The sequence below is a fragment of the Streptomyces sp. NBC_01717 genome, assembly GCF_036248255.1.
Classification (GTDB): Bacteria; Actinomycetota; Actinomycetes; order Streptomycetales; family Streptomycetaceae; genus Streptomyces.
The window spans coordinates 4,353,623-4,374,713 of sequence record NZ_CP109178.1; the positions used below are offsets into that span (position 1 = coordinate 4,353,623).

Annotated in this window: 18 protein-coding genes and 1 riboswitch; of the genes, 8 read left to right on the forward strand and 10 right to left on the reverse strand. The window is 69.9% G+C overall.

Annotated features, from left to right (window positions below; genetic code table 11):
* Nucleotides 1-138: 138 nt before the first annotated feature.
* The gene (locus tag OHB49_RS19670) at nt 139-1,413 is read right to left on the reverse strand and encodes an LAETG motif-containing sortase-dependent surface protein (protein ID WP_329161854.1); all 1,275 of its coding nucleotides are present in this window, start codon (nt 1,411-1,413) and stop codon (nt 139-141) included.
* A 793-nt stretch (nt 1,414-2,206) separates the two neighbouring features.
* Between OHB49_RS19670 and OHB49_RS19675 the strand changes: the two genes are divergently transcribed.
* A complete protein-coding gene (locus OHB49_RS19675; RefSeq protein ID WP_329161856.1) occupies nt 2,207-2,875 on the forward strand; it encodes an HAD family acid phosphatase in 669 nt (222 codons plus the stop codon).
* Nucleotides 2,876-2,975: 100 nt separating this feature from the next.
* Here OHB49_RS19675 and groL read toward each other — a convergent pair whose 3' ends face one another.
* The 4 genes from groL to thrC form a co-directional block, all read right to left on the reverse strand.
* Nucleotides 2,976-4,598 carry a chaperonin GroEL gene (gene groL / locus OHB49_RS19680; protein WP_030933074.1) on the reverse strand — a complete coding sequence of 541 codons (1,623 nt, stop codon included), beginning with the start codon at nt 4,596-4,598 and terminating at the stop codon, nt 2,976-2,978.
* A gap of 358 nt (nt 4,599-4,956) precedes the next feature.
* Nucleotides 4,957-5,163 (reverse strand): cold-shock protein, encoded by a 207-nt coding sequence (locus OHB49_RS19685; RefSeq protein ID WP_003967346.1) that lies wholly within the window; start codon nt 5,161-5,163, stop codon nt 4,957-4,959.
* 454 nt (nt 5,164-5,617) lie between these two features.
* Entirely contained in the window at nt 5,618-5,896 is a 279-nt protein-coding gene (locus tag OHB49_RS19690) for a MoaD/ThiS family protein (protein WP_030979478.1), read from the reverse strand.
* A gap of 58 nt (nt 5,897-5,954) precedes the next feature.
* Nucleotides 5,955-7,256: a threonine synthase gene (gene thrC, locus OHB49_RS19695; RefSeq protein ID WP_030933081.1), complete on the reverse strand. Its 1,302-nt coding sequence runs from the start codon at nt 7,254-7,256 to the stop codon at nt 5,955-5,957.
* Nucleotides 7,257-7,273: 17 nt separating this feature from the next.
* Nucleotides 7,274-7,400, reverse strand: a riboswitch (SAM riboswitch).
* 152 nt (nt 7,401-7,552) lie between these two features.
* On the opposite strand from thrC, the gene OHB49_RS19700 reads away from it, so the two are divergent.
* Both OHB49_RS19700 and OHB49_RS19705 read left to right on the forward strand, forming a co-directional pair.
* The gene (locus OHB49_RS19700; protein WP_329166550.1) at nt 7,553-8,503 is read left to right on the forward strand and encodes a glucosyl-3-phosphoglycerate synthase; all 951 of its coding nucleotides are present in this window, start codon (nt 7,553-7,555) and stop codon (nt 8,501-8,503) included.
* Between the two features lie 54 nt (nt 8,504-8,557).
* Complete coding sequence (locus OHB49_RS19705; RefSeq protein WP_329161861.1) at nt 8,558-9,952, forward strand: alpha,alpha-trehalose-phosphate synthase (UDP-forming); 1,395 nt, start codon at nt 8,558-8,560, stop codon at nt 9,950-9,952.
* An 18-nt stretch (nt 9,953-9,970) separates the two neighbouring features.
* Here OHB49_RS19705 and otsB read toward each other — a convergent pair whose 3' ends face one another.
* The 3 genes from otsB to OHB49_RS19720 form a co-directional block, all read right to left on the reverse strand.
* A complete protein-coding gene (gene otsB, locus OHB49_RS19710) occupies nt 9,971-10,825 on the reverse strand; it encodes a trehalose-phosphatase (RefSeq protein ID WP_329161862.1) in 855 nt (284 codons plus the stop codon).
* A gap of 154 nt (nt 10,826-10,979) precedes the next feature.
* Nucleotides 10,980-11,258, reverse strand: coding sequence for a DUF3263 domain-containing protein (locus tag OHB49_RS19715; RefSeq protein WP_329161863.1), 279 nt, complete (start codon nt 11,256-11,258; stop codon nt 10,980-10,982).
* 32 nt (nt 11,259-11,290) lie between these two features.
* Complete coding sequence (locus OHB49_RS19720; protein ID WP_443079542.1) at nt 11,291-12,556, reverse strand: ABC transporter substrate-binding protein; 1,266 nt, start codon at nt 12,554-12,556, stop codon at nt 11,291-11,293.
* Between the two features lie 276 nt (nt 12,557-12,832).
* Between OHB49_RS19720 and OHB49_RS19725 the strand changes: the two genes are divergently transcribed.
* The 5 genes from OHB49_RS19725 (at nt 12,833) to OHB49_RS19745 (ending at nt 17,959) form a co-directional block, all read left to right on the forward strand.
* Nucleotides 12,833-13,741 (forward strand): SIS domain-containing protein, encoded by a 909-nt coding sequence (locus OHB49_RS19725; protein ID WP_329161864.1) that lies wholly within the window; start codon nt 12,833-12,835, stop codon nt 13,739-13,741.
* Nucleotides 13,742-13,843: 102 nt separating this feature from the next.
* The gene (locus tag OHB49_RS19730) at nt 13,844-14,776 is read left to right on the forward strand and encodes an ROK family protein (protein ID WP_030979470.1); all 933 of its coding nucleotides are present in this window, start codon (nt 13,844-13,846) and stop codon (nt 14,774-14,776) included.
* On the forward strand, nt 14,776-15,930 hold the full coding sequence (gene nagA / locus OHB49_RS19735) for an N-acetylglucosamine-6-phosphate deacetylase (protein ID WP_329161865.1): 1,155 nt from the start codon (nt 14,776-14,778) through the stop codon (nt 15,928-15,930). The genes OHB49_RS19730 and nagA overlap by 1 nt, the downstream gene beginning before the upstream one ends.
* Nucleotides 15,931-16,097: 167 nt before the next feature.
* Nucleotides 16,098-17,027, forward strand: coding sequence for a 1-phosphofructokinase family hexose kinase (locus tag OHB49_RS19740; protein ID WP_329166554.1), 930 nt, complete (start codon nt 16,098-16,100; stop codon nt 17,025-17,027).
* Between the two features lie 83 nt (nt 17,028-17,110).
* Entirely contained in the window at nt 17,111-17,959 is an 849-nt protein-coding gene (locus OHB49_RS19745; RefSeq protein WP_030979465.1) for a class II fructose-bisphosphate aldolase, read from the forward strand.
* Nucleotides 17,960-18,073: 114 nt separating this feature from the next.
* Here OHB49_RS19745 and OHB49_RS19750 read toward each other — a convergent pair whose 3' ends face one another.
* Together OHB49_RS19750 and cdgB are read right to left on the reverse strand one after the other, a co-directional pair.
* The gene (locus OHB49_RS19750; protein ID WP_329161868.1) at nt 18,074-19,069 is read right to left on the reverse strand and encodes a CBM35 domain-containing protein; all 996 of its coding nucleotides are present in this window, start codon (nt 19,067-19,069) and stop codon (nt 18,074-18,076) included.
* Nucleotides 19,070-19,243: 174 nt separating this feature from the next.
* Complete coding sequence (gene cdgB, locus OHB49_RS19755) at nt 19,244-20,902, reverse strand: diguanylate cyclase CdgB (protein ID WP_329161870.1); 1,659 nt, start codon at nt 20,900-20,902, stop codon at nt 19,244-19,246.
* Between the last annotated feature and the right edge of the window lie 189 nt (nt 20,903-21,091).

Below are 21,091 nucleotides of genomic sequence, written 5' to 3' on the forward strand. Positions count from 1 at the left end.
CCCGTAGGCGTTGGCCTGCAGGTGGCTACGCGCCGGGGCGGCCGTGTCACCGCAACGGGCCCGACACCGTTCGGTGTCGGGCCCGTTGGGCGGTCAGCGCGTGGGCCGGGGTGCCTGATCGGCACCCCGCCTCACGCGTCAGGCGTGGGAGCCGGCCTTGCGACGGCGTGCGACGAACACCGCGCCCGCGCCGATCGCCAGGGCCGCGCCGCTCGTGAGGGCGAGCTGCGACGTCGCGGAGGACGAGCCCGTGGCGGCGAGGCTGCCGCTCACGGGGCTCGCCGACGCGCCGCCCTGCGGCTTGACGTCCGAAGTGTTCGGCTCGGTCGTGCTCGGCTTGGCGTCGTCGACCTTGCCGGGCTTGCTGCCCGCGGCTGCGATCAGGAACTCGTAGCCCTCGAGGTCCGGGTTCCCGCCACAGGTGCCGTTGTCGTTGAAGTAGTCACCGGCGACGAAGGTGACGCCGTTGCCCGCCGGGGCCGAGGCGTCGACCGTGAGGCGCATCTTGACGTCGGCGTGGGCGCCTGCCTTCAGTGGGCTGATGGCGTCCATGTAGTGCTCGTTGTCGACGGTCTTCCACGTCGAGGACTCGGCGGACGACCACTGCAGGTGCACCAGGTCGTCGATGTCCTTGAGCCCGCTCTTGTCGGTCGCGTGGACGTAGGCGAACGGAAGTACCTCGTCCATCGTCTTCGCGGTGCCGTTGGTCACCCGGAGATTGAAGTTGACCTTCGTGCCGGCGACGACTGTGGACGGCAGACCGGTGACGACCGTGGTGAGCTTGGCCTCGGGGACGCAGTCCTCGCCGCCCTCACCCGCCTCCTCCTTCGCCTTGGCCAGCGCCTCGTCGGCGGCGGTCTTGTCAGCGAGCGCCGCCTCGGTGGCCTTCTGCGCCTGGTCCAGCTTCCGGGCCGCGGCGACCCGCTCGTCGTCACGCGCGTCCAGGGCGTCCACGACCTTGGCGTCGGCGGCGACCTTGACATCGGCGGCGGCTGCGGCGGCGGCTTCCGCCTCGGTGAGAGCCGTCGCCGCCGCGGTCTTCTCCTCCTCGGTGGCCGTCTCCGGGAGGGCGTCGACCGCCGCCTTGGCGTCGACGACCGCCTGGTCGGCGTTGGTCTTCGCGGTGGCGGCGTCGGCCGCCGCGGCCTGGGCGGCCTTGGCCGCCACAGCCAGCGGAGAGGTGTCGGACAGGACCGCTTCCAGAGCCGCGTAGGCGGCACTCTCGGCCGCTACGGCGTCGTCGTACACATCCTGCGCTGCGGCGGCGGCCTTTTCCAACTCCGCGATGGACGGCTTCTCCTGCGTCTGCGCTGTCGGCCTGTCGTCGGCGAACGCAGGGGTGACCGACAGGAGGAGCGCAGGGGTGGTCACTGCGGCGGCAACAGCTGTGGCAAGAATCCGGCGAATCTTCACAAGAGCCCTTCGGGGTCCGAAAAGAGAAGAAGGGTCGCAGCGGAATGGGACACGCATATGCGACTTGAGGCGATCGTATGACCGGGACAGCGGTCGGCCGTCACGAGTTTTTCACCCGCTCCGGCCGGCACCACCACACCGGCACAGACAGAAGAGACGAAAGGGTGCAGTTGCTTTCACTACCTGCACTTTCGCTGTGATGAATGCCACATGCACCTGGATGCCTCGTCCTACACCTCCGCCGGCGCCCCTGCGCTCACAACCCGGAAGGACGGCCGCAGAGTTGGGGCGTTTCCATCGAGGAACTCGACAGGGAGGCGATCGAGGCCGCGAAGCAACTCCTGAGCAAGAGACCAGTGGAAGTACCCCGGGACCGGCCATCGACCTGCCGCAACGGGGCGGACCGTCCGCAACGCCGCCCGGGCGCGGATGCCGGATTCGCAGGCCTTGAGTCGCGGAGTCCGAGCGCGCTGTTCCGCTGCCGCCCGATCACCGAAATGCCACCCGAACGGCCCGCTCCGCCCACACCGTCCGCCGCGCCGCGGATCCTGGAGTGCGCGAGATGCGGGGCACCGGGCCGGGCATGGGGCGCCGGGTGGCCGAGGGGTCCGTCACCGGATGGCGGAGATACGCGCTGCGGACGGCCATCGATCCGAGAGGGTTACGTCCGATTCATAGTGTGTCCATTTCATGGTGCGTCCATGAAAAGTTTCCTACCGGCCAGTAGACATGTGACTCGGCCTCACCGAGTGTTGAACGCGTGCATGTCAACCTCGACACAGGAGACACCCTCATGAGCCGAAGCCGTACCCGGTTCACCCGTACGGCGGGCGTCGCCGCCGCGGCCGCCGTTCTCGCCCTCGTCGCGCCCGCCACAGCCGCCCAGGCCGCCCCCGTGTCGTCGCCCACCGCCGGGGCAGTCGCCACGTCCTGGGCCCCCGGCGGCAATGCCGCCATCCTGGGCATCGACTACGGCACCTGGCAGCGTGATGTCGCCGCGGTCATCGACGTGGCCCGCCCCTACATCCAACAGCGCATCGCGCAGACCCCCGCGGGCCAGAAACCGGCGATCGTCCTCGACATCGACAACTCGTCGCTGGAGACGGACTTCCACTACTTCTGGACGTTCCCGACCCCCGCGATCGCCCAGGTCCGTGATCTGGTCCGGTACGCCGACTCCCAGGGCGTCGCCATCTTCTTCGTCACCGCCCGCCCGGGCATCATCGCCTCGCTGACGCAGCACAACCTCACCGCGGTCGGCTACCCGGTGACCGGCCTCTACGTCCGCGACCTGCCCGACCTCTTCGACGAAGTCAGCACGTACAAGACCGCCAAGCGTGCCGAGATCGAGGCCCGGGGCTACACGATCATCGCCAACATCGGCAACAACGAAAGCGACCTGGTCGGCGGCCACGCCGAGCGGACGTTCAAGCTCCCGGACTACGACGGCAAGCTCTCCTGACCGCTGACCGGCCGTCACCGCCGCGGACATGGCATCGGCCCCCGGGACCAGTACAGGTCCCGGGGGCCGATGTGCGACCGAAACTACTGATCCGTCAGGATCAGAAGTCCATGTCACCGCCCGGCATGCCGCCCGGAGCGGCCGCAGAGGCCTTCTCCGGCTTGTCGGCGATGACGGCCTCGGTGGTCAGGAACAGCGCGGCGATCGACGCGGCGTTCTGCAGAGCGGAGCGCGTGACCTTCGCCGGGTCGAGAATGCCCTCGGCGATCATGTCGACGTACTCGCCGGTCGCGGCGTTCAGACCGTGACCGATCGGCAGGTTGCGCACCTTCTCGACGACGACGCCACCCTCGAGACCACCGTTGACGGCGATCTGCTTGAGCGGAGCCTCCAGCGCCAGCTTGACGGCGTTGGCGCCGGTCGCCTCGTCACCCGAGAGCTCCAGCTTCTCGAAGACGGCGGAGGCCTGCAGCAGCGCCACGCCACCACCGGCGACGATGCCCTCCTCGACGGCCGCCTTCGCGTTGCGAACGGCGTCCTCGATGCGGTGCTTGCGCTCCTTGAGCTCGACCTCGGTGGCGGCACCGGCCTTGATGACGGCCACGCCGCCGGCCAGCTTCGCCAGGCGCTCCTGGAGCTTCTCGCGGTCGTAGTCCGAGTCGGAGTTCTCGATCTCGGCACGGATCTGGTTGACGCGACCCTGAACCTGGTCGCTGTCACCGGCACCGTCGACGATCGTGGTCTCGTCCTTGGTGATGACGACCTTGCGGGCGCGGCCCAGCAGGTCCAGGCCGGCGTTCTCGAGCTTGAGACCGACCTCCTCGGAGATGACCGTGCCACCGGTGAGGATGGCGATGTCGCCGAGCATGGCCTTGCGGCGGTCACCGAAGCCCGGGGCCTTGACGGCAACGGACTTGAAGGTGCCACGGATCTTGTTGACGACCAGGGTCGACAGAGCCTCGCCCTCGACGTCCTCGGCGATGATCAGCAGTGCCTTGCCGGACTGCATGACCTTCTCCAGCAGCGGAAGGAGGTCCTTCACGTTGCTGACCTTGGAGTTGACGATCAGGATGTACGGGTCGTCGAGGGACGACTCCATGCGCTCCATGTCGGTGGCGAAGTACGCCGAGATGTAGCCCTTGTCGAAGCGCATACCCTCGGTGAGCTCCAGCTCCAGACCGAAGGTCTGGGACTCCTCGACGGTGATGACGCCTTCCTTGCCGACCTTGTCCATCGCCTCGGCGATGAGCTCGCCGATCTGGGTGTCGGCGGCGGAGATGGAGGCCGTCGAAGCGATCTGCTCCTTGGTCTCCACGTCCTTGGCCTGCTCCAGCAGAGCGGCGGAGACGGCCTCGACGGCCTTCTCGATGCCCCGCTTGAGGGCCATCGGGTTTGCACCCGCGGCTACGTTGCGAAGGCCCTCACGGACGAGCGCCTGGGCGAGAACGGTGGCGGTGGTCGTACCGTCGCCGGCGACGTCGTCCGTCTTCTTGGCGACTTCCTTGACCAGCTCTGCGCCGATCTTCTCGTACGGGTCCTCGAGCTCGATCTCCTTGGCGATGGAAACACCATCGTTGGTGATCGTGGGCGCGCCCCACTTCTTCTCGAGGACGACGTTGCGGCCCTTGGGGCCAAGGGTGACCTTGACGGCGTCGGCGAGCTGGTTCATCCCGCGCTCGAGACCGCGCCGTGCCTCCTCGTCGAACGCGATGATCTTGGCCATGTGAAGTGGTCCTCCCGGACAGGGGTGGATTTCTCCGGACCGAGTGGCGCCCGCGACGGACGGCCTGCCTGCCCGGTGGTTCCTTGCCCCACCGGACCTGCGGGCCTCACCGGCCCGGTCCAAGTTCTGTCACTCTCACCTGGAGAGTGCTAACGCCAATGATTAGCACTCGACCCCCACGAGTGCAAGCGCCCCCGGCGGTTGTGGACAAGGCGTGGACGGGGCGACGGTCCGTGGAATGAGGAATGTCGTGGGGAGGCCACGCGGGTGATGGCCGACGCGACGCGTGAAGGGCCCGTCCCCCTGGGGGTACGGGCCCTTCATGCGTGAGTGGTGTCGTTGGCCGACCGCGCCGAGCTCAGCCGACGGCGAGCTTGACCATGTCCGCCTGCGGCCCCTTCTGGCCCTGCGAGATCTCGAATTCAACTCGCTGACCCTCTTCGAGGGTGCGGTACCCGTCCATCTGGATCGCGCTGTAGTGGACGAAAACATCCGCACCACCGTCGACCGCGATGAAGCCGTACCCCTTCTCCGCGTTGAACCACTTGACGGTGCCCTGAGCCATGCCTAACTCCCCTATTACTGGCCCTTGCACAGGACCGCACTTCGCGGGCCCGGGTCAGAACTCACCCTCCGACAGGAGAGGGTGCGTGCGCCGGAACGCGTCGACCGCGGCCGAATGTATCTGCCCAACTGCCCTCTGCAACAGGTCAATCGGACGAGAATTCTGGGCAGCACCGAACGCCCGAATATGCGGAATTTATGCGATTCCAGGGCAACTCGGGCCGGGCAAAGGCCACTTATGGCGCAAGGGGTTCGAGCACTTTGGCTGCATCTTGTCGCGGGCGGGCGCATTCTCATATGCGGTCGGCACGGGCAGCGGAGGGGACTTCCCAACTGTACCCCGCTTAACCATGCAGAATTGCCCCCTCCGCTTACCTCGCAGAGGGGGCAATTCCGGTGACACTGTGAAGTCGGCCGCGGGGCCTACGGGGAGTCCGTGCCGGGGCGACGGAGGGTCAGCAGCCGCCCGCGACGGCGGGGATGATCGAGACGCCGGCGCCGTCCGGGGTGGCCGCCTCCAGGCCGCCCTCGAAGCGCACGTCGTCGTCGTTGACGTACACGTTCACGAACCGGCGCAGCTTGCCCTGGTCGTCCAGGACGCGCGCGGCGATGCCCGGGTGGTTCTGCTCCAGCGACTCGATCACCTGGGAGAGGGTCGCGCCCTCGGCCGGGACCTCGGCCTGACCGCCCGTGTAGGTGCGCAGGATGGTGGGGATACGGACCTTGACGCTCATGTGGGTGCCTTCCTTACGTCTCGGGTGGACGTCTCGGGTGGACGTCCCGGTGGTCGGGTCAGCTGCGGGCCAGGCCGGCGGCGCGGAACGCGTCGAGGCTGGGCCGGATGGTCGCCGTCGGGCCGGTGGTCGGGGCGACCGCGTCCAGCGTCTTCAGACCGTCACCGGTGTTGAGGACGACGGTGGTGAGCGTCGGGTCCAGCAGGCCGGCCTCGATCAGCTTCTTCGTCACGCCGACCGTCACCCCGCCGGCCGTCTCCGCGAAGATGCCCTCGGTGCGCGCCAGCAGCTTGATCGCGTCGACGACCTGCTCGTCGTCGACGTCCTCGACGGCACCGCCGGTCCGGCGGGCGATGTCCAGGACGTAGGGGCCGTCCGCCGGGTTGCCGATCGCCAGCGACTTGGCGATCGTGTTCGGCTTCTGGGGGCGTACGACGTCGTGACCGGCCTTGAAGGCGGTGGAGACCGGGGAGCAGCCCTCGGCCTGGGCGCCGAAGATCTTGTACGGCTTGTCCTCGACGAGACCGAGCTTGATCAGCTCCTGCAGACCCTTGTCGATCTTCGTGAGCTGCGAGCCGGACGCGATCGGGATGACGAGCTGGTCGGGCAGCCGCCAGCCGAGCTGCTCGCAGATCTCGTACGCGAGCGTCTTGGAGCCCTCGCCGTAGTACGGGCGCAGGTTGACGTTGACGAAGCCCCAGCCCTCGCCGAGCGGGTCGCCGATGAGCTCCGAGCAGAAGCGGTTGACGTCGTCGTAGTTGCCCTCGATGCCGACCAGTTCACCGCCGTACACCGCGGCCATGACGACCTTGCCCTGCTCCAGGTCGTGCGGGATGAACACGCAGGACCGCAGGCCGGCCCGGGCGGCGGCCGCGCCCACGGCGCCGGCGAGGTTGCCGGTGGAGGAGCAGGAGAGAGTGGTGAAACCGAAGGCGCGGGCGGCCTCGACGGCGATCGCGACGACACGGTCCTTGAAGGAGTGCGTCGGGTTGCCGGAGTCGTCCTTGACGTACAGGCCGCCGGTGACGCCCAGTTCGCGGGCGAGGTTGTCGGCCTTGACCAGCTTGGTGAAGCCGGGGTTGATGTTGGGCTTGTCCGCGACATCGGCGGGGACCGGCAGCAGCGGCGCGTAACGCCAGATGTTGTTCGGTCCGGCCTCGATGCGCTTCTTCAGCTCGTCCGGGGAGCCGCTCGGCAGGTCGTACGCCACTTCGAGCGGCCCGAAACAGGTCGCGCAGGCGAAAATGGGACCGAGCTCGAAACGCTCTCCGCACTCGCGGCAGGAAAGTGCCGCGGCGGGACCGAGGTCGACAGCGTCGGCGGAAGAATTGGTGCTCACTGCAACGGTCTGCGTAGCCATGATGGCGAGGCCCTTTCTCCTCATCTTCCTCGCGACGCATTTCGCCACGAGACGGAATTGGCACCTTCCCCACCTGACCTCGCGGTCGGCAGGAGGGTTGCCGGGACTTCAACGGGCCGTTCCCTCAGTCCCTCTGGATGAGCGCTGTGGCACTGGATCATCGATCCAGGCATTTATCGGCGGAGGACCCCGGCATGCGAGGGTCGTCCGCGTTGTTCAAGACTGTAACCGAAGCATCGGACGGTTGAGATAGCCGTCCGAACCGCGAGATGGATCACATACAGGGAGTATCGACCGTGCTGGAAGAGGTCGAACGCTGGCTGACCAGGCGTTCCTGGTCGGCCGCCGACCGCCCGCTTGACCGGCTCGTCGCCGCCAGGGCCAGGGATCCGCTGCGCGGAAGTGTGAGCGTCGTGCTGCCCGCCCTCAACGAGGAGGCGACGGTCGGCGCGATCGTCGAGACGATCCGGGTCGAGCTGATGGAGAAGGTCCAGCTGGTCGACGAGCTGCTGGTGATCGACTCCGGGTCGACGGACGCCACCTCCGAGGTCGCCCGGAAGGCGGGCGCCCGGGTGGTGCACCGTGACGACATACTCCCGCGGATACCCGCCCTGCCCGGCAAGGGCGAGGTCCTCTGGCGATCACTCCTGGTCACCGACGGGGACATCATCTGCTTCATAGACGCCGACCTGAAGGACTTCTCCGCGGACTTCGTCTCCGGCATCATCGGCCCGCTGCTCACCGATCCCGAGGTGCAGTTCGTGAAGGCGATGTACGACCGCCCGCTCGGGGACACAGCAGGCCAGGGCGGTCGTGTCACGGAACTCGTGGCCCGCCCGCTGCTCAATCTGCACTGGCCTCAGCTGGCCGGCTTCGTCCAGCCGCTGGGCGGCGAGTACGCGGTGCGGCGCTCACTGCTGGAGCGGCTGCCGTTCCCGGTCGGTTACGGAGTGGAACTGGGCCTGCTCGTGGATGCGCTGCACACCGTGGGGCTGGACGCGCTGGCCCAGGTCGATGTGGGTGTCAGGAAGCACCGCCATCAGGACGGACAGGCGCTGGGCCGGATGGCGGCGGCCATCTACCGAACGGCACAACTGCGCCTCTCCCGTGGCCACTTGGTACGACCATCCCTCACCCAGTTCGAACGGGGCGAGACCGGCTTCGTACCGCGCACGCACGCCGTGGACACGGAGGAGCGGCCGCCGATGCAGGAGATCAGGGAGTACGTTTCGCGCCGCGCCGCCTGAGGTGGTCTGACTTCGCACGTTTGGGCGGTTCGCGATCGGGCTAGATTCCGCAACATGGTCTCCGAGCACGTGATCACGTCTGCTGCCCAGGTACTCGTCGCGTCCAACCGCGGCCCGGTCTCGTACGCACTGAGCGAGGACGGTTCGATCAGCGCCAAACGGGGCGGCGGCGGACTCGTCTCCGGGCTGAGCGCCGTCGAGGACAAGCTGTGGGTCTGCGCGGCGCTCGGTGACGGGGACCGGGTGGCGGTCCGGCGCGGGATCGCCGAGCCGGGCGTACGGATGCTCGACATCGACGCCGATGTGCACGCCGACGCGTACAACGGCATCGCGAACTCGGTGCTCTGGTTCGTCCACCACATGCTGTACCAGACGCCGCTGGAGCCGGTCTTCGACGCGGAGTTCCGCCGGCAGTGGGCGTCGTTCGAGGCGTACAACCTGGCCTTCGCGCAGGCGCTCGCCGAGGAGGCGGGCGAGGGCGCGGCGGTGCTGGTGCAGGACTACCACCTGGCCCTGGTCCCCGGCATGCTCCGCGACCTCCGCCCCGACCTGCGGATCGGCCACTTCTCGCACACCCCGTGGGCCCCGGTCGACTACTTCCGCCTGCTGCCCGACGACATCGCGGAGCAGCTGCTGCGCGGCATGCTCGGCGCGGACCGGGCGGGCTTCCTGACCCAGCGGTGGGCGGACGCGTTCACCGCCTGCTGCACGGAGGTCCTGGGCGGCACCGGCCGGACGAGGATCGGCGTGCACGGTCTGGGCGCGGACGCGGACTTCCTGCGCCGCCGGGCGCACGAGGCGGACGTGGACGAGCGGATGGCGATCCTGCGGGAGCAGGTGGGCGGCACCGGCCGGAAGACGATCGTGCGGGTCGACCGTACGGAACTGTCCAAGAACATCGTGCGCGGGCTGCTGGCGTACCGGGAGCTGCTGAACACCCGTCCGCAGTGGCGCGAGCGGGTGGTGCATGTGGCGTTCGCATACCCGTCGCGGCAGGACCTGGCGGTGTACCGGGAGTACACGGCCGAGGTGCAGCGGCTGGCGGACGACATCAACGAGGCGTACGGGACACCCGATTGGACCCCGGTACTGCTGCATGTGAACGACGACTTCGCGCGCTCGCTGGGGGCGTACCGGCTGGCGGACGTGGCGCTCGTCAACCCGATCCGCGACGGCATGAACCTGGTCGCGAAGGAGGTCCCGGTGGTCTCCGACCAGGGCTGCGCGCTGGTGCTGTCGCGGGAGGCGGGGGCGTACGAGGAGCTGGGCGCGGACGCGATCGTGGTGAACCCGTACGACGTGTCGGCGACGGCCGTCGCGCTGCACGAGGCGCTGACGATGCCGGACGGGGAGCGGGCGGAGCGGTCGAAGCGGCTGGCCGCTGCGGCGACTGCATTGCCGCCCCAGCGGTGGTTCCTGGAGCAGCTGGAGGCGTTGCGGCGGGACTGACCGTTCGGCGGCGATCGTTCAGAGGCGCCGGGCGAGCGCCGCGAGGAAGTCGACCACGGCCGCCGGACCCGGCAGCAACAGGTCCGCACGCTCGGCCAGTTCCGGTACTTCCGCGCTTCCGCTGCACACCAGCAGACCCGGGATGCCGTCGGGGCCCTCCGTGCGGAGCTTCTCCACCGCCGCGTACGCGGCGAGGTCGCCCAGGTCGTCCCCGGCGTACAGGACGGACTCGGCGTCCGTCTCCCGTACGTACTTCGCGAGCGCCACGCCCTTGTCCATGCCGGGCGGACGCAGTTCCAGGACGAGGCGCCCCGGCTCGACGATCAGCCCGTGCCGGGCCGCCAGCTCGCCCAGCGGGCCGCGCAGCGCGTCGAAGGCGGCCTGCGGGTCGGCGGCTCGGCGCGTGTGAACGGCGAGCGCCTGCCCCTTCTCCTCGATCCATGTGCCGTGCCAGGAGTCGAACCGGTCCAGCACGCCCGGAAGTTCGGCGCGGACCGCCGCCACACCGGGGTGCGGGGCGGGGGCGTGAACGGTGCTGGAGACGGCGTCCCAGCGTTCGGCGCCGTAGTGGCCGAGGACGACGAGGTGGTCGAGGCCCGGGACGCCCGCGAAACCGCCGTGCCGGACCGCGACGCCGGCCGGGCGGCCGGTGATCACGGCGACGGAGGCGACCTTCGGGGCGAGCGCGGCGATGGCCGGGACGGCGCCGGGGTGGGCGCGGGCCTGCTCCGGGTCCGGGACTATGTCGGCGAGGGTGCCGTCGAAATCGAGGGCGACCACTGCGCGGTCGGGGCGGGCGAGGATGGCGGCGAGGCCCTCGCGGCCGGCCGGCGTGGTGGGGGTGGGGAGGGGTCGCTCTGGGTTGCTGCCCATGTGCCGAGCCTATCGGGGGTGCCGGAGCGCGGCTACGGCTGCGCCTGCGGCGGGCCTGTTCCCCTGCTCCGCCCCTGTCCGAAACCCACGGCTCCACCCTGGGCCCCCGCTCCTCGAACACCGGAGAGGTCGGTCCTTCCGGGGCAGCCCCCGGCTACCGCCTCTCCCGCCGGGCCTCCCGCACCCGCCGCAGCCGGTTGACCGTAACCGGATCCTCCTCCAGCGCCCGCCGGTCGTCCAGCAACGCGTTCAGCAGCTGGTAGTAGCGCGTCGGCGAGATCCCCAGCCCCTCGCGGATCTCCCGCTCCTTCGCCCCGGGCCCGGGCCACGACCGCCGTTCCACGGCCAGCACCGCACGCTCCCTCTCGGAGAGCCCCGGCTGCGTCGTGTCCGGGGTCTCCGCACCGTGGGAGTCGTTCTCGGAGGCGGTCATATCAGCCAACATAACGCCCGCGCCGCATCCCGCTACTCCGCCTCTTCCGCTGTCGCCGCCCCCCGCGCGATCTCGGCCAGCACACCCGCCGGACTGCCGCCCGGCTCCACCGCCTTGCCGATGTTCTGCTTGATCAGCTCGCTCGTCCGCGCCCACGACGTCTTGCCGACGGGGTAGAACTCCGCGTTCGGCAGCGCCTCCAGGAACTTCCGCAGCGGCTTGTGCTTGGCGTCCGTCTCCATCACCTCGGACGCGCTGTCGGTGACCGGCAGCAGGTCGTACTCGTCGGCGAAGGCCACCACGTTCTTGTCCTCGAACATGTAGTCGAAGAATTTTCCGATGGCTTCGCGGTGGTTGTTCTGCTTGAAGCCCATGATCCAGTCGGCAACGCCCATCGAGCCCTCGGTCGGGCCGTTGATGCCGGGCAGCGGCACCATGCCGACCTGGACGCCCTTCTGCTCGGCCTCCTGCATCAGCGTGGGGTGCCCGTTGAGCATCCCCACCTTGCCGCTCGTGAACGCCTCGAACGCCTGTGCCCGGTCCAGCTTTCCGGGGGCCACCGGGCCGACCAGACCCTTGTCGACCAGATTCGCCTTCAGCCAGTCGAAGGTCTTGACGTTCTCGGGCGACTCGATGTCGTACGAGCCGACGTCGTCCGTGTAGCCGCCGCCCCCACTGAGCAGCCACATCATGGTCTCGGCCTGGGACTCCTCCTGGCCGAGCGGCAGCGCGAACGGGTAGGTGACGCCACGCTGCTTGAGCACCACGGCGTCGTCACGGATGTCGTCCCAGGTCTTCGGGGCGGCCAGTCCCGCCTTGCTGAAGTACTTCTTGTTGTAGAAGAGCAGCCGGGTGCTGGCGACGAACGGCAGTCCGTACTGGGTCTGGTTGTACTGGCCCGCATCGACCAGCCGCGGCAGGAAGTTCGCCTGCGTGCGGATGGCGAGCATGTCGTCGGCGCTGTAGAGCTTCCCGGCCTTGGCGTAGTCCGCGTAGGCACCGATCTGCGCGATGTCCGGGGCCTGCCCCTTCTTCACCATGTCGGCGACCTTGCGGTCGACGTCCTTCCACGAATAGACGTTGACGTCGACCTTGATGCCCTTGTGGGACGCCTCGAAGTTCCTGGCGAGTTCGTCCCAGTACTTCTTGGAGCTGTTCGCCGCGCTGTTGCCGTAGTCGGCCGCGACGAGTTTGAGGGTGACGTCCCCCGCTGCGCTGCCGGTGCCACAGCCCGACAGCGATGCCGCCATGCCGAGTGCGGCTACCGCCGCGGTCAGTCCCAAGTAGTGCCGCTGCACAGCCAGTCCATCCTCATCGATTCGGTGACCACCCGACCGTCCGGATGAGCTGCGATTTTTACCCATGTCGCCAAGGGAGGTCTACACCAGAGAAGTATCGCTTCTGCAACGTAACCGGACCTGTGTCCGGATGGTCCGGGGTGTCATTGCACGGGAACGGGACCGGCTGTTAAGTACATCTCGGCACACGGCACTTCGTGGTCTGTACCTTTACGTGCCCGCTGTTCTGCACCGCCCGTCGTTACCGTTCCCCCACGCACCGAGGAGCCGTCCAGCATGTCCCGTACCGCATCAGAGATTGCCACCCAGCCCAGCTGCTGGCGGCGCGCCGCGGAGGCGGGGGCCGAGTTCGACGGACTGCCGCGGCCGGGTGAGCGGGTCGCCGTCACCGGGTGCGGCACCTCCTGGTTCATGGCGATCGCATACGCGGCGCTGCGCGAGGCGGCCGGGCAGGGCGAGACCGATGCGTTCGCCTCGTCGGAGTTCCCCGCGGGGCGTCCGTACGACCGGGTCGTGGCGATCACCCGCTCCGGCACGACGACCGAGGTCCTCGACCTCCTCGGTGAGCTGCGCGGCAAGGTGGCCACCGTCGCGCTGACCGCCGACCCGAGGACGCCCGTGATGGACGCCGCCGACGCCGTGGCCGTACTGGACTGGGCGGACGAGGAGTCGGTCGTCCAGACCCGGTTCGCCACCACCGCGCTGGCCTTCCTGCGGGCCGGCCTGGAGGCGGCGGGTCCGCTTCCGGCGGGGGTGAAGACGGTCGCCGAGGCGGCGGTCGACGCGGAGCTCGCGGTGACGGAACCGCTGGCGGAAGCGGTCGTCGCGGCCGAGCAGTGGACATTCCTGGGGCGCGGCTGGACGTACGGGCTGGCCCAGGAGGCCGGGCTCAAGATGCGCGAGGCGGCGGGTGCCTGGACCGAGTCGTACCCGGCGATGGAGTACCGCCACGGACCGATCTCGATCACCGGGCCGAACCGGGTCGCGTGGGTGTTCGGCGCACTGCCCGACGGGCTCGCGGGCGAGGTCGCGGGGGTCGGCGGCACGCTGGTGGCCCATGCCACGGCCGACCCGATGGCCGATCTGATCCGGGCCCAGCGGCTCGCGGTCGAGATCGCGGAGTCGAAGGGGTATGACCCGGACCACCCGCGCAATCTTTCCCGCAGCGTGATCCTGGCACCCTGAGCCGTCGGCCGCGCCGACCGCCCGCGTCATTTTGTATGTATGCGCAACAAACAGCGATAGTGGACTAGACCTATCGGGGTCCGGCGGGCGAAACTGTTTTCCGTGAAACACGTCATCGCCCTCGATGTGGGCGGCACCGGAATGAAGGCCGCCCTGGTCGGGGCCGACGGCACCCTGCTGTACGAGGCCCGGCGCGCGACCGGCCGGGAGCGCGGACCCGACGCCGTCGTGGAGTCGATCCTCGCCTTCGCCGCGGAGCTGCGCGCCCACGGTGAGGAACAGTTCGGCGAGAGTGCCGCCGCGGCCGGTGTCGCCGTACCCGGCATCGTCGACGCGGAGAACGGGATCGCGGTCTACGCCTCGAACCTCGGCTGGCGCGACGTACCGATGCGGGACAAGCTCGGCGAGCGGCTCGGCGGAGTGCCCGTCGCGCTCGGCCACGACGTCAGGACCGGCGGGCTCGCCGAGGGCCGGATCGGCGCGGGCAAGGGCGCCGACCGCTTCCTCTTCGTGCCGCTGGGCACCGGCATCGCCGGGGCCATCGGCATCGCGGGCACCATCGAGGCGGGCGCGCACGGGTACGCGGGCGAGATCGGGCACATCGTGGTCCGACCGGACGGGCCGGACTGCGGCTGCGGACAGCGCGGCTGTCTGGAGACCCTGGCCTCCGCCTCCGCGGTAAGCCGCGCCTGGGCCGCCGCGTCGGGCGACCCGAAAGCCGATGCGGCGGACTGCGCGAAGGCCGTCGAGTCGGGCGATCCCGCGGCCGTACGGGTCTGGCGGAACGCGGTCGACGCGCTCGCCGCCGGGCTGGTCACCGCGCTCACCCTGCTCGACCCGCGCACGCTGATCATCGGTGGCGGGCTCGCCGAGGCGGGGGAAACCTTGTTCGTACCACTCCGTGCGGCCGTCGAGGAACGCGTCACGTTCCAGAAGCTGCCCCACATCGTCCCGGCGGCCCTCGGGGACACCGCCGGATGCCTGGGCGCAGGGCTGCTCGCCTGGGATCTTCTCTCCACGGAGGTATCCGCCTGATGGCCGGACGCGCAGACAGCACGGTTCTCGCAGGGGCCAAGGTGGTTCTTCCCACCGGGACCGTCGAGAACGGGCGGGTGATCGTCGAGGGCACCCGGATCGTCGGCAGTGCACACGAAGGCGCCCGGACCGTCGATCTGACCGGCCACTGGGTCGTGCCCGGCTTCGTCGACATGCACAACCACGGCGGCGGCGGCGCGTCCTTCACCTCCGGCACCGTGGACGAGGTCCTCACCGGCGTCCGCACCCACCGCGAGCACGGCACCACCACCCTGGTCGCCTCCACCGTCACCGGCGAGATGGACTTCCTGGCCCAGCGGGCCGGCATCCTCTCCGAGCTCGTCGAGCAGGGCGATCTGGCCGGAATCCACTTCGAGGGCCCGTTCATCTCGCCGTGCCGCAAGGGCGCGCACAGCGAGAAGCTGCTGCGCCACCCGGACCCGGCCGAGGTCCGCAAGCTGATGGACGCGGCGCACGGCACCGCGAAGATGTTCACCCTCGCCACCGAACTGCCGGGCGGCATCGAGTCGGTGCGGCTGCTCGCCGAGCACGGGGTGATCGCCGCGATCGGGCACACCGACGCGACGTACGAGCAGACCGTCGAGGCGATCGACGCGGGCGCCACCGTCGCCACCCACCTGTTCAACGCGATGCCGCCGCTCGCCCACCGCGAGCCCGGGCCGATCGCCGCGCTCCTGGAGGACGAGCGGATCACCGTCGAGCTGATCAACGACGGTACGCACCTGCACCCGGCCGCCCTGGAGCTGGCCTACCGCCACGCGGGCGCCGCCCGCGTGGCGCTGATCACGGACGCGATGGACGCGGCCGGCTTCGGTGACGGTCAGTACCAGCTGGGCCCGCTCGCCGTCGAGGTCAAGGACGGCGTCGCCCGGCTCGTCGAGGGCGGCTCGATCGCGGGCTCCACGCTCACCCTGGACACCGCGTTCCGCCGGGCCGTCACCCTCGACAGGATCCCGGTCGACGAGGTCGTGCAGTCCATCTCCGCCAACCCGGCGCGCCTGCTCGGCGTGTACGACAAGGTCGGCTCGCTGGAGCCGGGCAAGGACGCCGACCTGGTGGTCCTGGACGCGGACTTCACGCTGAAGGGCGTCATGCGCAAGGGCGATTGGGTCATTGAGCCCCATCTCGGGTGATTCAGCCCATTATTGACGACGGGTCGAATACGTAACGAAGAGAAGGCGGTTGGCCCCGAGGTCTGGGCCGACCGCCGTCTCTTTGGCATGATCGCTTCGTAAACAGCAGGGAAAGCGCGTTCTGGCAAGGGATCCGCGCTCCGGCACGGATCGAAGGGGTGACCGAGGTGATCCTCACGGTCACGCTGAACACGGCACTCGACCTGACGTACGGCGTACCGGCGTTGGTCCCGCACACCAGCCACCGCGTCGGCGACATCTCCGAACGCCCCGGCGGCAAGGGCCTCAACGTGGCCCGGGTGCTCTCCGCGCTCGACCACGAGACCGTGGTCACCGGCTTCGCCGGAGGCGCCACCGGAGCCGCACTCCGCGACCTGCTGGCCGGCCTCCCGCCGCGCGACGCACTCGTCGCCGTCGCCGGGAACACCCGCCGCACGATCGCCGTCGTCGACGCGTCCACCGGCGACACCACCCAACTCAACGAACCGGGCCCGCTCGTCACCGCCGGCGAATGGGCCGCCTTCCTCACCACGTACCGAAAGCTCCTCGGCGAATCGGACGCGGTCGCCCTCTGCGGCAGCCTGCCGCCCGGCATCCACGTCGGCGCGTACGCCGAACTGGTCCGCCTGGCCCGCACCGCCGACGTCCCCGTCCTCCTCGACACCAGCGGCGAACCGCTGCGCCGGGGCATCGCGGCCCGCCCCGACCTGATCAAGCCGAACGCCGACGAACTCGCCCAGCTCACCGGCTCCCGCGAACCGCTGCGCGCCACCCGCGACGCGCGCCGCCGCGGCGCGCACGGCGTCGTAGCCTCGCTCGGCGCGGACGGCATGCTCGCCGTAACACCCGACGGCACCTGGCGGGCCGCACCGCCCGCCCGGGTCGCGGGCAACCCGACCGGAGCGGGTGACTCCGCGGTGGCCGGGCTGCTGTCCGGGCTCGTCGAGGGCCTGAGCTGGCCGGACCGGCTGCGCAGGGCGGTGGCACTGTCAACGGCGACGGTGCTGGCCCCCGCGGCCGGGGAGTTCGACCGGGCGGCGTACGAGGAACTGCAGTCGCGCGTCGATGTCGAGGAGTACGCACCGACGACGGCCTGAGCCGCGGAGCCGCCCGGCACCATCCCGCACGATCCAGCACCATCCCGCACCATCCCGCACCATCAGAAGTCTCAGGGGGCAGCATGCCGCTCGTCAGCACCGGTGAACTCGTCTCGGCCGCCCAGGCCGACGGCCACGGGATCGCCGCCTTCAACGTCATCACGCTGGAGCACGCGGAGGCCATCGCCGCGGGCGCGGAGCGCGCCGGGGCGCCCGCCATCCTGCAGATCTCCGAGAACGCCGTGAAGTTCCACGGCGGCCGGCTCTCCGCGATCGCCGCCGCGACGGCCGCCGTCGCCCGTTCCTCCGGCGCGCCGCTCGCCCTCCACCTCGACCACGTCGAGTCCGTCGACCTGCTGCACCAGGCGCACGCGGAGGGCTTCGGCTCGGTGATGTTCGATGCCTCGAAGCTCCCGTACGAGCAGAACGTGCAGGCCACGGCCGACGCGGTGGCCTGGGGTCACGAGCGCGGCATCTGGATCGAGGCGGAACTCGGCAAGGTCGGCGGCAAGGAGGGCGAGGCCCCGCTCGACGCCCACGCCCCCGGCGTCCGCACGGACCCGGCCGAGGCCGCCGCCTATGTCGCGGCGACCGGCGTGGACGCGCTGGCCGTCGCGGTCGGCTCCTCGCACGCCATGACGGAACGCACCGCCGCCCTGGACCACGCCCTGATCGGGCAGCTGCGCGACGCGGTCACGGTCCCGCTGGTGCTGCACGGCTCCAGCGGCGTCCCGGACGACGAGATCCGCCAGGCGGTCGCCTCCGGCATGCGCAAGATCAATGTGGGCACGGCCCTGAACACGGCCTTCACGGGCGCGGTGCGCGCCTACCTGGCCGAGAACCCGACGGGCGTCGACCCGCGCAAGTACCTCGTCCCGGGCCGCGAGGCGATGGCTGCGACGGTGGCGGGATTCCTGGCGCTGATGGGCTGAGGAGCCACGAGGCGGCCGGCACGGGAGAGCCTGCACAGAAGAAACTGCCCTACGTCCTCGTCCGAACCGTCGCGGTTCGGAAGAAGGCGTAGGGCAGGTCGGTTCCGGGAGTGCTCAGCCCTTCGCCGGCGTGACCTCGAGCCAGTCGAGGATCACGTCGCACTGGTTGCCGGTCTCGCACGAGATCTTGATCTCGTTGTCGCCCTCGTTCAAGGTCACCGGCGCCCACGTGGTCTGCCAGTTCTTCTCCCAGTTCGGGTCCGAGGACTTCACGAAGTTCTTCAGACCGATGGGCTGGCTGTTGGCCTTGCCGTTGACCGTCAGCGTGGCGTTGGCGTCCTTGGCCGGGATGGCGTACCGCACAGTCAGCCGGTACGACCCCGCCGTCTTCATGGACGCCTTCCAGGTCACCGAGGACCCCGGCTGGTTGAAGCCGGTGACGTACACGCCGTCCGCGCCCTCGGCGCCCTTGATGGTCTTCTCGACGGTGGCCGTGCCACCCAGCTTCAGCGTCGCCGCGTCCTGCTTCGGCAGCTCCACCGGAGCTTCGGAGGCCGCGCCGGTGTCCTTCGGCTTCGGGGACTCGTCGACCTGACCGGCGGCACCGGCCGAGGTGGCGGCCCCGTTCTTCTTGTCGTCGTTGCCGTCGCCGGTCATCAGCGCGGCACCGATGCCGATGACCACGACCGCGACGACGGCGACCGCACCGATCAGCAGACCCCTGTTGTTCGGACCGCCCTTGCCGGGGCCACCGGTCCGGCCGCGGCCGCCCTGTGCCGCGACCGGTGCGGTGGGCGCACCGCCGGGGTAGGTCTCGGGGGCGGCGTACTGCGCATTCGGTCCGCCGTAGGGCGCCTGCGGCTGACCGTACGGTGCCTGCGGCTGGCCGTACGGCTGCTGCTGCGGCACCTGCTGCCCGTACTGGCGCTCGCCTACGGTCCGCACCTGGTTGTACGAGGTCCTCGGCACGCCGGGCTGCGAGGCCGGACCCGGGTAGCCGTATCCGCCCTGCCGTGGCGCCTGGGCGCCGGCCGCCTGTCCGTCCTCGTACAGGTAGCCGAACGGATCGTCGTCCTCGGGTGTGTTTGCGCCGTTGTTCCCGGCCGTCATCCCTGGGTCACTCCTCACCATGTCGCCAGCCGTCGCCGAAAATCGCCAGCCGTGGCCGACCGGCCGAGCCTACCTCGAACGGAGCACACCAAGAATTACCGTTGGTCTCCGGGGCCACTTACGGACCGTGGCGGTGGTACGACAACGGATGCCGGGACGGACCTGTCGTGAACGTCAGCCGGCCCTGCGGTGAACTTTCGACCGGGACCGTTTTTCCACGTACATCCGCTGGTCGGCGGAGCGCAGCACCTCTTCGACGGTCATGCCGCAGCCGGCCCAGCCGATCCCGAAGCTCGCCCCGACCCGCACCGCGCGACCATCCACCCGAATGGGCGGAATGATGGCGTTTCGTAGACGTACCGCCAGATCCGCGGCATCCGCGGCGCCGAGCCCGTCCGCGAGGACGACGAATTCGTCACCCCCGAGCCGTGCGACGGTGTCACCGTCGCGCACACAGGTGGTGAGCCGGCGGGCGACCTCGATCAGGACGGCGTCACCGGTGTGGTGCCCGAAGCGGTCGTTGATCGACTTGAAGCCGTCGAGGTCGCAGAAGAGGACGGCGAGTCCCTTCGCCGCGTCGTCGCTGTCGCCGTCGGGTGCCACGGCGTGCACATGGTGGTCGTACGGGCCGCCGGCCACCGCGTCGGCCTCGAAGCCGTCGGCACGGAAGCCGTGCACGCGACCCTCCGCGTCCTCGACGTCGCCGTACGCCGCGTCCAGCGCCTCCACGGCGGTGGCGGCCGCCGCGTGCGGACGCTCGCAGAGCCGGGCACTGAGCCGCGCGCGCAGCTCGGCACTGTTGGGCAGCCCGGTCAGCGCGTCGTGCGAGGCGCGGTGCGCCAGATGCAGCTCGTGGCGCTTGCGCTCCTCTATGTCCTCCACGTGGGTGAGGAGGAAACGCGGGCCGTCGGCGGTGTCCGCGACGACGGAGTTGCGCAGCGACACCCAGAGGTACGAGCCGTCCCGGCGCCCGAGCCGCAGCTCGGCTCGGCCGCCCTCGGCGGACGTCCGCAGCAGGGTGCCGACGTCCTCGGGGTGGACCAGGTCGGCGAAGGAGTAGCGGCGCAGTACGGAGGCGGGGCGGCCGAGCAGCCGGCACAGGGCGTCGTTGGTGCGCAGCAGCCTGCCGTGCTGGTCACCGCCCATCTCGGCGATGGCCATGCCGCTGGGGGCGTACTCGAAGGCCTGGCGGAACGACTCCTCGCTGGCCCGCAGCGCCGCCTGTTCGCGTTCGAGCCGGACCAGGGCGCGCTGCATGTTTGCTCGGAGCCGGGCGTTACTGATCGCAATGGCCGCCTGCGACGCGTACATCTGGAGAGCCTCGCGGCCCCACGCGCCGGGACGGCGGCCGTTGCGCGGGCGGTCGACGGAGATGACGCCGAGGAGGTCCTGGCCGCCCCCGGACGCGTACATCGGGGCGTAGAGCCGGTCCTGCGGGTGCCACTCGTCCTCGAAGCGGGGCTCGGGGCCCTCGGTGTGCCACTGCGGTACGTCGTCGTCGAGGAGGACCCAGCCGTCGGTGTGCGGTATGAAGCGGAGACCGTCCCAGCACTCACCCATGGCCAGGCGGCGATCCCACGAGGTGCGGGAACCGACGCGGCCGGTGATCAGGGCTTCGGCGGCGGAGTTGCCCGCGAAGGCGGCGACGACCAGATCACCGTCGGGACGGACGAGGTTGACGCAGGCCAGCTCATATCCGAGACCGGCGACGATTCCGTCGGCCACGGTCTGCAGTGTGTCGGCCAGGCTCCGCGCCGTATTGAGATCGGCGACGGCCTGATGCAGCTGCCGCATCGTCGCCAGACGGACGTACGGCTCCGACTCGGCCTCCATTGCTCGCACTCCCCGAGACCTCGACAGCACTCCAGGTTTCATATCGACGTACTTGTTCGCAGTGTCACCGCCACTGAATCACAGTGAGCTGTGCACCCGGTACACAGGGTCAACAAATATTGCGCTCTGTGACTCAAGTCACAACAGATGATGAAGGCTTGTGAGCAGCACACCGAGGTGGCCCGTCCG

Coding starts and splice junctions, on each gene's coding strand:
- OHB49_RS19675 (WP_329161856.1), top strand. CDS start 2,207: ATGAGCCGAAGCCGTACCCGGTTCACCCGTACGGCGGGCGTCGCCGCC.
- groL (WP_030933074.1), bottom strand. CDS start 4,598: ATGGCCAAGATCATCGCGTTCGACGAGGAGGCACGGCGCGGTCTCGAG.
- OHB49_RS19685 (WP_003967346.1), bottom strand. CDS start 5,163: ATGGCTCAGGGCACCGTCAAGTGGTTCAACGCGGAGAAGGGGTACGGC.
- OHB49_RS19690 (WP_030979478.1), bottom strand. CDS start 5,896: ATGAGCGTCAAGGTCCGTATCCCCACCATCCTGCGCACCTACACGGGC.
- thrC (WP_030933081.1), bottom strand. CDS start 7,256: ATGGCTACGCAGACCGTTGCAGTGAGCACCAATTCTTCCGCCGACGCT.
- OHB49_RS19705 (WP_329161861.1), top strand. CDS start 8,558: ATGGTCTCCGAGCACGTGATCACGTCTGCTGCCCAGGTACTCGTCGCG.
- otsB (WP_329161862.1), bottom strand. CDS start 10,825: ATGGGCAGCAACCCAGAGCGACCCCTCCCCACCCCCACCACGCCGGCC.
- OHB49_RS19715 (WP_329161863.1), bottom strand. CDS start 11,258: ATGACCGCCTCCGAGAACGACTCCCACGGTGCGGAGACCCCGGACACG.
- OHB49_RS19725 (WP_329161864.1), top strand. CDS start 12,833: ATGTCCCGTACCGCATCAGAGATTGCCACCCAGCCCAGCTGCTGGCGG.
- nagA (WP_329161865.1), top strand. CDS start 14,776: ATGGCCGGACGCGCAGACAGCACGGTTCTCGCAGGGGCCAAGGTGGTT.
- OHB49_RS19745 (WP_030979465.1), top strand. CDS start 17,111: ATGCCGCTCGTCAGCACCGGTGAACTCGTCTCGGCCGCCCAGGCCGAC.
- OHB49_RS19750 (WP_329161868.1), bottom strand. CDS start 19,069: ATGACGGCCGGGAACAACGGCGCAAACACACCCGAGGACGACGATCCG.
- cdgB (WP_329161870.1), bottom strand. CDS start 20,902: ATGGAGGCCGAGTCGGAGCCGTACGTCCGTCTGGCGACGATGCGGCAG.